General features: G+C 44.8%; 8 protein-coding genes. All 8 read left to right on the forward strand.

The features are described from left to right. Positions 1–62 precede the first annotated feature (62 nt). The 8 genes from ABIN91_RS14535 (at position 63) to ABIN91_RS14570 (ending at position 13,070) form a co-directional block, all read left to right on the forward strand. A complete protein-coding gene (locus ABIN91_RS14535; protein ID WP_348051940.1) occupies positions 63–3,518 on the forward strand; it encodes a TonB-dependent receptor in 3,456 nt (1,151 codons plus the stop codon). Positions 3,519–3,538: 20 nt separating this feature from the next. Continuing rightward, positions 3,539–4,975, forward strand: a complete 1,437-nt coding sequence (locus ABIN91_RS14540) for a RagB/SusD family nutrient uptake outer membrane protein (RefSeq protein ID WP_348051941.1) — start codon at positions 3,539–3,541, stop codon at positions 4,973–4,975. A gap of 108 nt (positions 4,976–5,083) precedes the next feature. Beyond that, on the forward strand, positions 5,084–7,420 hold the full coding sequence (locus tag ABIN91_RS14545; protein WP_348051942.1) for a GH92 family glycosyl hydrolase: 2,337 nt from the start codon (positions 5,084–5,086) through the stop codon (positions 7,418–7,420). 15 nt (positions 7,421–7,435) lie between these two features. Then, a complete protein-coding gene (locus ABIN91_RS14550) occupies positions 7,436–8,599 on the forward strand; it encodes a glycerate kinase (RefSeq protein WP_348051943.1) in 1,164 nt (387 codons plus the stop codon). Further along, positions 8,596–9,378, forward strand: coding sequence for an aldolase/citrate lyase family protein (locus ABIN91_RS14555; protein ID WP_348051944.1), 783 nt, complete (start codon positions 8,596–8,598; stop codon positions 9,376–9,378). Before ABIN91_RS14550 ends, ABIN91_RS14555 begins: the two co-directional genes overlap by 4 nt. After that, positions 9,378–10,832, forward strand: coding sequence for an SLC13 family permease (locus tag ABIN91_RS14560; RefSeq protein WP_348051945.1), 1,455 nt, complete (start codon positions 9,378–9,380; stop codon positions 10,830–10,832). Before ABIN91_RS14555 ends, ABIN91_RS14560 begins: the two co-directional genes overlap by 1 nt. Before the next feature lie 22 nt (positions 10,833–10,854). Continuing rightward, positions 10,855–11,733 carry a 2-hydroxy-3-oxopropionate reductase gene (locus ABIN91_RS14565; RefSeq protein ID WP_348051947.1) on the forward strand — a complete coding sequence of 293 codons (879 nt, stop codon included), beginning with the start codon at positions 10,855–10,857 and terminating at the stop codon, positions 11,731–11,733. An 11-nt stretch (positions 11,734–11,744) separates the two neighbouring features. Further along, entirely contained in the window at positions 11,745–13,070 is a 1,326-nt protein-coding gene (locus ABIN91_RS14570; protein ID WP_348051948.1) for an enolase C-terminal domain-like protein, read from the forward strand. Positions 13,071–13,260: the final 190 nt, after the last annotated feature.

Raw genomic sequence — 13,260 nt, forward strand, 5'->3', positions numbered from 1 at the left:
AAATTTTTACTGCACTAAAGTGCGGGAAGATGCCTCGTCGTATCCTTAAATTTATATTGATCATGAAGCTTACGGTCATCATAATGCTGCTTGCTTTTTTACAGGTAAGTGCTGCCACACTGGCTCAGCAGGTAAGCATCAATGTGAAAAATACTCCCGTAAAAGAAGTTCTTGTTCAATTAACAAAACAAACCGGTTATAATTTTATTTGCGATGCTAATATTATAAGCGCTGCCAGACTAGTTACACTTAAAGCTGTTGATGCCGAATTAAAAAAGGTATTAGAAGGTTGCTTTGATAAAGAGTTTGTAGAAATTATTGCCGGCAATAATAATACCATCGTAATTAAAGGGCGTAATATAGTTATAAAACCGGTTGCTATAGCGGCAATTACCATTACAGGTAAAGTAAGCGATAGTCACGGCCAAACATTACCAGGAGTAAGTGTTACCTTAAAAGGCACACAAACAGGTACCATGACCGATATTAACGGGGCCTATACCATTAAAGTGCCAAATGGCGCAAGTGTACTGGTGTTCTCGTTCATCGGGATGGTTAGCCAGGAGATAGTGGTTGGTAGCAAAATACTTATTGATGTGACCCTGGCTGATTCGCCACATACCTTGAATGATGTTGTAGTAGTGGGCTACGGTACACAATCACGGGCAACGGTAACAGCGGCCATTACTAAAGTAGAAGGTAAAAACATAAGCAACCAGCCGGTAAGTACCCCCGGCGAAGCCTTAGCCGGTTTAGCAGCAGGTGTGCAGGTACAATCAGATCAGGGTGCAAAACCCGGTGCCGCTCCAACCATCCGTGTGCGTGGTGTGAGCTCGTTAAGTTCGTCGAACGATCCGTTGTATGTTGTTGATGGCTATCCGCTGGAAACAGCTTCTAACTTTAACCTGATCAATCCCGGCGATATCGAATCGTTAGAGGTATTGAAGGATGCAGCTTCGGCCGCTATTTACGGTTCGCGTGCGGCCAACGGTGTGGTGTTGGTAACTACCAAAAGGGGTAAGGCCGGCAAAACCACATTTTCGGCAACAGCCTACACAGGCATGCAACAGGTAACCAAGTTTATCGACGTTTTAAAAAAGAACGAATATGTACAACAGGTTAAAGATCTGAGTAGGTTACGAGGGTTACAATATCCTACTATTTTGGATGGCGATATATCAAGCCTGCCCGATGTTGATTGGCAAAAGGCCATTTTCAGGTCGGCCCCTTTAAGTGATTTTGAGCTGAATGCTTCTGGCGGCAGCGAAAAAGTGCGCTTTAATGCATCTGCTGGTTTTTTTAAACAGCAAGGTGTATTAATAGGTACCAGTTACAGCCGTTACACAACCCGGTTAAATTTAGATGCCGACCTGATCAAAAACGTAAAATTCGGTTTTTCCATATCACCATCTTACTCCGAACAATTCAGGCAGCCATCATCTGGTCAGGCAAGTGGTGCCGGTGCCAACCCAACTGATTATTTAATTGGTGTACCGGGATTAGTTGCCGATGTAAATTTACCAAGTCCGCTTAACCAGGCCTTAACGTTCCAGCCAATAGTACCGGTTTATAAAGCTAACGGCGATTTTCAGGAACCGTATGATCGCGACCTGAATTATAACTTATCGCCAACCGCCGTCTTTTCGGCGAGTAATTTTTACAACCCTGTAAATATTTTAAGCTTATCCATCAATCGTTCAAGGGCGTTCCGTACGTTAAGTAACGCGTTTTTAGAATATTCGCCTATCAGCGACCTGAAGTTAAAGACCTATTTAGGTGCCACTTTAGAGAACGAGCAGGTACATGCCTATATACCGGGTACAATGGCCTATAGTTTAGCGCCAACTGCAACAGGTTCAAACCCTCAGTTAGGTGGTATATTCGCTTCGGATAACTCACGCACCAGTTTTGACTGGGTTTGGGAAAATACCGCAACCTATGATAAGCAAATAGGTAAACATCACTTTAATGTGTTGGGTTTATTCTCGGCCCAAAAGTATAATTCGCAAATTAACTATACCGCAGGTGTGCCGGGTACCTTTATAACTACCGCGGTCGAAAGTCCGCTGGCTTCGCCTAATACAGTAGGCTCCGAAGCGTTTGATGCCAATACCTTCGTGTCGTATGCAGGCAGGTTCATTTACGATTATGCCAAAAGATACCTGTTCACCGCCGCTGTTCGTCAGGATGCGTCTTCGCGTTTTGGCCCTAATAACAGGTATGCATTGTTCCCATCATTCTCTATGGGATGGCGTTTGGCCGAAGAACCGTTTTTTAAGGATAAACTGGCCAAATTAGCTATTAACGAATTAAAGTTACGTGGTGGTTACGGCCGTACGGGTAATGCTAACATCGGTAGCTTTAGCTATGTAAACTCAGTTGCGCTTAATAAAAATTACGCATCGGGCAACACCAGGTTATTTGGTACCCAGCAAAGCGGTTTTGCCAATCCTGATCTTACCTGGGAAAAGAACGATCAAACTAGTATGGGTATGGATCTGAGCTTTTTGCAGAACAAAATTGCGTTCACTTTTGATTATTTTATCCGTTACTCAAATGGCATGTTGCTTAACAAAGCATTGCCGCTTGCTGTGGGTTATGCATCATCGGCCCTGTATGCATCATCGTATCAGGCTAACTTAGGTAAACTTCAAAATAAAGGTTTTGAGTTTACGGCCAATACCAATTTCAAAATAGGCCCCGTTGTATGGAGCACCAACGCCAATTTCTCTACTTATAAAACCAAGATACTAGATCTGGGCGGGCCGAGCGCTTTACCTGCGGTACGTGCCATTAATGGTTGGAACAACGTTTATCAGGTTCAGGTAGGCCAGCCGTTGGGTATTATGTACGGGTACCAGATAATCGGTATTTACCGAAGTGCGGCCGATCTGGCAAATTATCCTAAGCAAGTTACAGGTAACGTTGTTGGCGATGTGATCATTAAAGATCAGAACGGCGATGGTAAGATAGACGTTAACGACATGACCAATTTGGGCCATGGTTTACCCGATTTTACTTACGGATTGACCAACACCTTCCAGTACAAAAACTTCGATCTTAGTATTTTGATGCAGGGCGTACAAGGCGTAAATATCATTAATGGTAATAACAGGCAAACAATAACCGGTAACAACAACCAAAATTCGCGTGCCGATTTTTATAATAATTATTACGATCCATTGTATCCTAACCGGGATGTTAAATATCCAAGCGTAACTAATTCGAGTGCGCTTCCGGGTGCGGCACTTACCAGTTTAAGTGTTGAGAACGGATCATACTTAAGGGTGCGGAATATTACATTGGGTTACCGCATGCGCGATAAGGACCTTACCCATCTGTTCATCAAGTCGGCAAGGATATACTTTACGGCGCAAAATCCGTTCCTCATAACCAAATATTCGGGCTATAATCCCGAAGCCAATATTATGGGTGGCGATCCTACAACACCGGGTGTTGATCAGGGTACCTATCCTACGGCACGCACATTAATTGTAGGTATCAATTTTGGATTTTAATTGCTTTAACCTAAAGAATCATGAAAATTAAAAAACTAATTATAAGCAGCATATCGGTATTCACATTGGCTATTGTGTTACCATCGTGCAGCAAAAATTTTGTAGACCTTACCCCACAGGGCATAGTTCCGGTTTCTACCTATTATAATACCGAGATAGATATACAAAGTGCCCTTACCGGTGCATACAGCAGTTTACGGCCTATTTACAACGAGCAATATGGTTTTGGCGAAATACCATCGGACAATGCCCAAACCTACGGCGAAAGCGAAGTGTTGTATGGCGAGGAAGATAAACTGACATGGACAGCCACATCAACTAACGTGCAAAATGCATGGATGCGTTTTTATACTACCATTGCTTACGCCAATATTGTTTTGGGCCATGTAAATACACCTATAATGACCCAGGCCAACCGTGATAGTTACATTGGGCAGGCTAAGTTTTTAAGGGCGTTAATGTATTTTAACCTGGTACGTATGTTTGGTGGTGTTCCGTTAGTACTAACCGAGATCACATCCGAACAGCAGGCATATACTTATAACCGAGCTACCGCTGCTGCGGTATACGCGCAAATAGAAAAGGACTTGACCGAGGCCGCTGCCGTATTACCGGCATCGTACACCGGAACCAATATTGGGCGTGCAACCAGCATTGCTGCAAATGGTTTATTGGGTAAGGTTTACATGTTCGAGAACAAGTTTATACAGGCCGAAGCTATACTGGCAACAGTGTCGGCAACTTCGGGTACGCTTATACCCTACAACCAGGTTTTTGGTTTAGGTAATGATAATAATAAGGATATCATTTTTTCTGTACAGTACCTAAATGGAGGCTATAGCGAAGGCAATACTTATGCAAGGGGGTTTGTTCCACAACCATCGGGCACAACCATTACAACATCGGTTACTGGTAACAGTAATAACGTAGGTACCGCAAACCTTTACAACGCTTTTGAAGCCGGCGATAGCCGCCTGGCAACTTCAATTGGCATATATAATGCCGGCACACTTACCTACTATTACGCTAAAAAGTTTATTTACTCAAGCGTAACCGGGGTAAGCGAAGGCGATAACGATTGGCCGGTTTTACGTTATGGCGATGTAATTTTACTTTACGCCGAAGCACTGAACGAAAACGGTAAAACCCCTGAGTCATTAGTGCAGCTTAATCTTGTTCGCACCAGGGCAAACCTTGCACCAAAGCTCGGATTAATACAATCTGATGCCCGCACAGCCATTCGCAACGAAAGGAGAGTAGAGCTTTGCTTTGAAGCCGAAAGATGGTTCGATCTGGTACGTTGGGGTACTTACATCCCGGTGATGACGGCTTTTAAAGCTACCGGCTCTATCAACGGTACCATAGGTAACATTACTACAAATTTAGGTCTATACCCTATCCCACTTCGGGAAATACAGTTAAACCCTAATTTAACGCAGAACCCCGGGTATAATTAATTAGAAAACTATCTGTCCCGTCGCAATGCTAATTGCGGCGGGTTTAGATCATCGCATAGCATCGCATAAAGCGTATGTTGGTTAGTTTATAATAGTAGTTTACCTTTAATGCTAATAGCGATTGCATTGATGTATTTCCAATACTCCAAAATGAACAATATTTCTACATCACTTTTTGCCCTGTGCGGCATTGCGGCTTTATTAACCGGTTCGGCAACCTTTGGGCAGGATATTGTAAAATACGTGCAGCCAATGGCAGGTACTGCAACGGCAACTACTTCATCGGCCTTAAAACATGGCTCGGTACAGGCAAGGTATGCCAATACTATACCCGCCGTTACGGCTCCCTTCGGTATGACACAGTGGACACCACAAACCCAGGCCACCGAAAGTAAATGCGTACCGCCCTATTATTATAAAGATGATATGTTAAGTGGTTTGCGCGGCTCGCACTGGTTAAGCGGCTCCTGCACGCAAGATTACGGCAGCTTTACCATTATGCCCATTACCGGTAATTTAAAAACAACCAACTACGCCGCCAAATTTGATCATGATGATGAAATATCATCGCCCGATTTATACCAGGTAAACATTAAACCCTACCAGGTAACCGCAGCCGTAACAGCAACCGAGCGTTGCGGTATGATGCAGTTTACCATGAACAAAAGCGACAGCCTGTATTTATTGATAACACCTAACAGCGATTACCACGAAGGTTTTATTAAAGTGGATGAAAAGCGCGGAGAAATATACGGCTACAACCCCGGACACCGTATTTACCAGGGTTGGGGCAAAAGCGCGGGTTTCAGTGGCTTTTTTGTCATCAGGTTTGATAGGGGTTTAGTCCGTAGAGGCACTTTTGCCGGAGATAAGATCTTTAAAACAGACAGCATAAAAAACGGAACTAATATGGGCGCGTATATAGGCTTTAAGTTAAATAAAGGCGAAAAGCTGACTATTCGCATAGGTACATCGTTTACCGGGTTTGATGGAGCGCGTAAAAACTTGCAGGCCGAAATGCCCTCCTTTAATTTTGAGCAAACAGCTGTGGCAAATAAGGCCATCTGGCAAAAAGCGCTTAGCCAAATAAAAGTTGAATCCGCCAACGAGCGCGACAAAACTATTTTTTATACGGCCTATTACCACGCCATGCAGCAGCCTCGTTTGTTTAACGATGTTGACGGGCGATACCCTCGTTTCTCATCAAGCTACCAAACCGAACAATTGGCCAGCGGTAATTATTATGATGATTTTTCGATGTGGGATATTTACCGGGCCGAGATACCTATGTTCGAAATATTAAACCCAACGTTTGTAAACAACCTGGTGCAATCGCTCATATTAAAAGGTAAACAAGGTGGCTGGATGCCGATATTTCCTTGTTGGAATAGTTATACGTCCGAAATGATAGGCGATCATACTACATCGGTTATCAGTTCGGCATATCTTAAAGGTATCCGCAATTACAATGTTGCCGAAGCGTACCAGTTGCTTAAACACAATGCCTTTGATATACCCGCCAGCCACGCCGATTACGTTGAAGGCAAGGGCCGCCGTGCGCTGGATAGCTATTTAAAATACAACTACATCCCGGTTGAGGATAGCGTGCTGGATGCATTCCATAAAATGGAGCAGGTGAGCCGTACCATGGAATATGCTTATGATGATTTCGCCCTGGCGCAATTTGCCAAAGGCCTGCAAAAAAACGCCGACTATACTACGCTGATTAAACGTGCCGGGTATTACAAAAATGTGTTCGATACGCAAAGCGGTTTTGTACGAGGCAAGCATAGCAACAGTAGCTGGTCAACCCCTTTTGATCCGGATAAAAAGGAAACTTATATTACCGAAGGTACCGCCCGCCAATATACCTTCTATGTTCCGCACGATGTGCCGGGTTTATATAAACTGATGGGCGGCTCAAACAAAATGGAACGGGCATTAGATAGTTTGTTTAGTAAAGGCGAGTACTGGCACGGTAACGAGCCGGGCCACCAAATACCGTTTATGTACAATTACACGCCATCGCCATGGAAAACGCAAGCTGCCGTACGAAAAATATTGGCAGCCGAATATAGTGACGGACCCGGGGGCTTAGGTGGTAATGATGATGCGGGGCAAATGTCGGCATGGTACATGTTTGCGGCTATGGGTTTTTACCCCGTAAACCCGGTATCGGGTGAGTATTTGCTGTGCTCTCCAATATTTGATCATGTTGCTATCAGCCTGAAAGATGGCAAAATTTTTAATGTTGCTTGCCATAAAACCAGTAAAAACGCACAATACATACACTTGGTTAAATGGAATGGTAAGCCAATGCTTAATAGTTTTATCCGCTACAGCGATATTATGAATGGCGGTAAACTGGATATATATTTGCAGGATACTGCCAGTAAAAGCTGGGCTAACAAACCGGCGTATCAATCTAAGGGAATCACCAAATAAATACCGAATAACGGAATGGACCCCAACGTTTTAAATATACTTATTGCCCCCAATGCTTTTAAACACGCCGTTGATGCCGAGGCTGCAGCCCTGGCCATTAAAAAGGGTTTTGAAGAAAGCGATTTGGACTGTATTTGCCAGTGCTTCCCGATAGCGGATGGAGGCGACGGTACCGGCAGCCTGATCATTAAACAGTGTGTGGGTGAAATAGTAACCGTAACCGTTCAGGATCCTTTAGGGCGTAACATTGATGCATCTTTTGGGGTAATTGATGGCGGTGAAACGGCGGTTATTGAAATGGCTTCGGCTTCGGGTATCAGGCTTTTAAAGCCTGAAGAATTGTCGCCATTAAGGGTAACATCGTTTGGTACAGGTCAGCTAATGATCGCTGCTTTAGACAGGGGCGTAAAACGAATAATATTGGCCATGGGCGGCTCTGCTACTGTTGATGGCGGCGCGGGTATTTTATCCGCATTGGGTGTGCAGTTTTTGAATAACGAAGGGCGTGAGCTGCCGGGTACACCCGAAACAATGGCTACACTGGCCGAAATAAATACGTCTCATCTGGACGAAAGAATATTGAACTGTGAAGTGACTATACTTTGCGATGTTGATAATTTACTGTTAGGCCCGCAAGGTTCGGCAGCGGTATTTGGACCTCAAAAGGGTGCTTCGGAAACTAATGTACATCAATTGGAAATGGCGTTGACCCAATTTTCTATGATCGCGTTTCAGCACACAGGTATGGATATGGCATCGGTAAAACATGGTGGTACAGCCGGAGGCGCGGCGGCCGGTTTAAACTGCTTTATAAACGCAAGGTTAGCTAACGGGATAGATACTTTTTTAGCCCTTACCAATTTTAATGCGGTATTAAAAAACGCTGACGTGGTTGTTACAGGCGAGGGTAGTATTGATGAGCAAACCCTGCAAGGCAAGGGCCCGTTTGGTGTAGCTAAACAGGCCAAACTTAAAGGCTTGCCTGTAATTGGCATGGCTGGGAGGGTGCCGTTAAAGCCTTCGGCACAAATGTTAAAATACTTTGATATATTGCTATCTATTAATGATCAGGATACAGACCTACAAACTGCCTTAGCCAATACAACTGATAATTTAACCGGAACGGCTACCTCTATTGGCAATATGCTAAAATCAAACCCTAACTCCATCTTAAAATGAAAGACCTAAAGAAACGACTTAAGCAAGGCGAAACTTTAAATGGCTGCTGGCTAAACGCCGGTAGCGCTATCACCGCCGAAATTGTGGGCCTATCGGGTTATGATTGGGTTTTGATAGATCTGGAACATGGTTCAGGGGCCGAAATTGATGTGCTGCATCAATTACAGGCTTTACAGCATACGCCCGCAGCAGCACTTGTGCGGGTTGAAAGTACTGCCCCGCAACGCATACACCGTGTATTGGATATGGGTGCCGAAGGTGTAATGTGCCCAAAGGTTAATAATGCCGACGAAGCAAAAGCCGTAGTTAAAGGGTTGCATTACCCACCGGTAGGCTCCAGAGGGGTTGCTAAAATGGTACGTGCAACCGGTTATGGTAAAGATTTTAACGATTACTACCGCGATTCGTTTGAGAACGTTTTGGGGGTTATACAGATAGAAACCTTAGAGGCTTTAAACCACTTGAATGAGATAGCCGCTTTGGATGGTGTTGACGTACTATTTATTGGCCCGGCAGACCTAACCATGGAAATGGGAATTTTTGGCGAGTTTGATAACCCTCGCTTTACCGATGCTGTAAAAGCGATAGTAAGCGCGGCAAATAAGGCTGGCAAGGCTACTGGTATACTATTTTTTAACCCCGACGATTATAATACTTATCACAATTTTGGTATCAGGCTGATGGCTTGCGGTGCGGATGCCGCCTTTGTGGCCGACGGCGCACGCAACCTGGCCGCTAAACTTAACGCCATGCGAGTGGCGGCAAACAAACCGGCCTAATGCAAAATATCATAACTGATCCGGTATTCATTTTGGCGGCAGGCATATTGGTTGTTGTTGCCGGTATTATCGGCTTTAAGCTGCACCCGTTTTTGGCCATGTTGTTTGGTGCTTTGGTAGTAGCTATGTTAACGCCGGCGTTTTCGGTAGAGCAATATGCGCTAAACAAGGGCATGTCGGCCAAGGCCGCGCTCGAACTTTCGCACAAAAACATTGGCGAAAGGGTAGCTATTGAGTTTGGCAATACCTGCGCTAAAATAGGGGTGTTAATAGCCATGGCATCTATTATAGGCAAATGCTTGTTAGAGAGCGGCGCTGCCGAGCGCATCATCCGGTCAATATTGAAACTTACCGGCATAAACAAAGCGCCTGTAGCCTTTTTGGTGAGCAGCTTTTTTATTGGCATACCTGTTTTTTTTGATACCGTGCTGTTGCTGATGATACCCCTGGCAAAAGCGATAACAGTGCGCATCGGTAAAAACTATCTGTTATTTATCATGTGTATTATGGCTGGTGCTGCCATGGCTAATTCGTTGGTACCACCAGCACCGGGCCCGCTATTTTTGGTTGGCGAAATGCACGTACCTATTGGCATGATGATGATCGGCGGTACTTTTTTAGGGTTAATTACCATAACAAGCGGCTATGCTTATGCTGCGTGGGCCAACAAAAAATGGCCCGTACCATTGCGCGATTCGGTTGATGCTCACCTTGAAGATATCGAGGAAATATCGCGAAAAGATACTTCACAATTGCCGGGCCTCGGTATTTCGTTGATGCCTGTTTTAATACCCTTGCTATTTATCTGTTTCAATACCATACTTACATCGCTACCTGCCACCAATTTAAAAGGTGGAGGTGCGGCATTTACGGCGCTCATTAGCACGGTTGAATTTATGGGCGATAAAAACATGGCATTGGTAATAGGCGGCATAGCCGCGCTCATTATTTTAGCTATGCAAAAAAGGGCGGGTAAAGAAGCTATTGGCACATCCGTACAAGCGGCGTTAATGGGTGGTGGGGGTATCATCCTCATTATTGCGGCAGGGGGGGCATTTGGCGGTATGCTGCAACAAAGCGGCATCAGCATGCGGATAGCTGATCTAACCAAAAACTACCAGATGGCATTAATTCCGCTGGCGTTTTTTATTACGGCAATTGTACGTACGGCGCAAGGTTCGGCAACGGTGGCGTTAATAACGGCTTCGGGTATCCTTTCGGGGATGGCAACCGGGGCGCACCTAAGTTACCACCCTTTATACCTATGCCTGGCCATTGGCTGCGGCTCTAAACTGGTACCCTGGATGAACGATGCCGGCTTTTGGGTGGTATGCCGGGTAAGTAACCTAACCGAGCGCGAGGCTCTCAAAACAATTTCGCCATTACTGGCAATTATGGGCATAAGCGGGCTAATAGCTATAATGATAGCCGCTAAACTGCTCCCTTCAATTTAACATATCAACAATAAATAACTAAATGGAAAAAATTGGATTTATAGGATTAGGCATTATGGGCAAAGCCATGGCCTTAAATTTACTTAAAGCCGGCTATCCTGTAGCGGTTCTCGAAAAAAATAAGGCTGCAGCCGAAGTGGTAAATGCCGGGGCAACCGTGTACACAAGTGCAATGCTAATAGCCCAAAACAGCGATATTGTTATTACTATGCTGCCCGATTCGCCCGAAGTAGAAGATGTTATATCGGGAGCAGATGGTGTATTGGCGGGTATTAAAACGGGTGCTTTGTTTATTGATATGAGTACCATAGCACCTTCTACAGCAAAAAACATATACCGGTTATTTCAACAAAAAAATGTGGAAGCGCTTGATGCGCCTGTATCCGGTGGCCAGGTTGGCGCCGAAGCTGCATCATTATCTATTATGGTTGGCGGCACCCAGGCTGCTTTTAACCGTGCGCTGCCTGTATTTAGTTGCGTGGGCAAAAATATAGTGCTGATAGGCGAAGCAGGCTCAGGGCAAGTAACCAAAGCATGTAACCAAATGATAGTTGGCATAACCATTAACGCCATTGCCGAAGCTTTTACATTAGCTAATAAAGCAGGCCTTGATCTTGGAAAAATGCGCGAAGTGCTTTTGGGCGGTTTTGCCCAAAGTCGAATTTTGGACCTGCACGGCCAACGTATTATCGACCGTAATTTTAAACCCGGCTTTAAAATCAAACTTCACCGTAAGGATATGAATATAGCCTTGCAGGCAGGTAAAGAGTTTTCGGTACCCTTGTATGGTACCGCGCAGGTAGCTAATCACATGGATGCGCTAATAGCGCAGGGTAAAGGCGAACTTGACCACAGCGCTATTGCTTTATTAATAGAACAATTATCAAATATCAGCCAATAAAACTATTCCGAATGACAACTATAGATAGCAAGTTTTTGAAACAGAATGGCCCCAGGATAAAGCAATTTATTATTACCCCAATTGCTGTAATTGATCCACCGTTGTTAAATGCTGCAGGTTTACACGCGCCTTATGCATTGCGTACCATTGTTGAATTAATTACCGATGATAATATATCGGGTATCAGCGAAATTCCGGGCAATATCAGTATTGATGAAGCACTTGAACAATCAAAAAGCCTTATCATTGGACGCGATCCCTTCCAGCTGAATGAAATAAGGTATGTTTTAGAAAGCTTTTTTGGTAAAGAAACCGCATCGCAGCGTGGCTATACGCCTTGGGATCAGCGTAAGCTTGTTCACATATTCAGTGCTATCGAAGTTGCCTGTCTTGATATTATCGGTAAGGTAACCGGCCGGCCAATAGTTGATATATTAGGCGGCAAAATGCGCGATGCCGTTCCGTTTTCGGCATACCTGTTTTACAAACACGAAGGTGCCGGTGGCGAACTGGGCTTTGGTACCGATGCAAGTGCCACAGGATGGGCTGCTGGCCGGCAGGCAAGCGCACTTAACCCGGCCCAAATTGTTGATCAGGCAAAAGCCATGTGTAATGAGTTTGGCTTTAAATCTATCAAGCTAAAAGGCGGGGTATTTGAACCGCGCGTAGAAGTTGATTCGGTGTTTGCTTTGCGCGAAGCCTTTGGCGCAGATGTTCCTTTACGTATCGACCCAAATGCCTTATGGACTGTGGAAACATCGATAAAATATGGCCGCGAAATGGAAAGCGTGTTGGAATACCTGGAAGACCCAACCCGGGGCCAGGCAAACATGGCCGAAGTACGCAAAGCGGTAAAAACACCATTGGCAACCAATATGTGTACTACCGCTTTTGATGATATACCCCATAGTATAGCTATTGGCGCCGAAGATATTATTTTGAGCGATCACCATTTTTGGGGTGGCCTTAAAAGTTCGATGGAGCTATCTAAGATATGCGAAACCTTTGGCCGTGGCTTATCAATGCACTCCAATAGTCACCTGGGCATATCCCTTGCCGCTATGGTGCATTTAGGCGCCGCCTTACCAACAGTGCCCTATGCTCTTGATACCCATTACCCTTGGCAAAGCGACGAGGTAATAACCGCCGGGAGGTTTAAGTTTGAAGATGGCTCGGTGGCTGTATCAAACGAACCGGGGTTAGGCGTTGAGCTTAACCGCGACGAATTGGCCAGGCTGCACCAAAACTACCTCAACTGCGGTTTAACCAAGCGCGACGATGAAGTAGAAATGCAAAAGGTTGAACCGGGCTGGAAGTTTAAAACCGTGCGCTGGTAGTTTTATTTCTGTTTTCGTCGTTTAAGTAATATTGTAGTTAAGTAGTAGTTATGCTGACCCAATTATCAAAGCGTTTCGAAGTCCAGGCGCAACGTATAAGCGATACCACCGGTAAGCTCGTTATGCACATTCAATTTTACACCTGATGTTTAACGAAAATAACTGATCACCCTACAAGGAGATAGGCCGA

The sequence above is a fragment of the Mucilaginibacter sp. genome, from assembly GCF_039921305.1.
In the GTDB taxonomy this organism is placed as follows: Bacteria; Bacteroidota; Bacteroidia; order Sphingobacteriales; family Sphingobacteriaceae; genus Mucilaginibacter.

Excerpts from the sequence above, each read along its gene's own strand:
- ABIN91_RS14560 (WP_348051945.1), top strand. The coding sequence starts at position 9,378 with ATGCAAAATATCATAACTGATCCGGTATTCATTTTGGCGGCAGGCATA.
- ABIN91_RS14570 (WP_348051948.1), top strand. The coding sequence starts at position 11,745 with ATGACAACTATAGATAGCAAGTTTTTGAAACAGAATGGCCCCAGGATA.
- ABIN91_RS14540 (WP_348051941.1), top strand. The coding sequence starts at position 3,539 with ATGAAAATTAAAAAACTAATTATAAGCAGCATATCGGTATTCACATTG.
- ABIN91_RS14535 (WP_348051940.1), top strand. The coding sequence starts at position 63 with ATGAAGCTTACGGTCATCATAATGCTGCTTGCTTTTTTACAGGTAAGT.
- ABIN91_RS14565 (WP_348051947.1), top strand. The coding sequence starts at position 10,855 with ATGGAAAAAATTGGATTTATAGGATTAGGCATTATGGGCAAAGCCATG.
- ABIN91_RS14555 (WP_348051944.1), top strand. The coding sequence starts at position 8,596 with ATGAAAGACCTAAAGAAACGACTTAAGCAAGGCGAAACTTTAAATGGC.
- ABIN91_RS14545 (WP_348051942.1), top strand. The coding sequence starts at position 5,084 with ATGCTAATAGCGATTGCATTGATGTATTTCCAATACTCCAAAATGAAC.
- ABIN91_RS14550 (WP_348051943.1), top strand. The coding sequence starts at position 7,436 with ATGGACCCCAACGTTTTAAATATACTTATTGCCCCCAATGCTTTTAAA.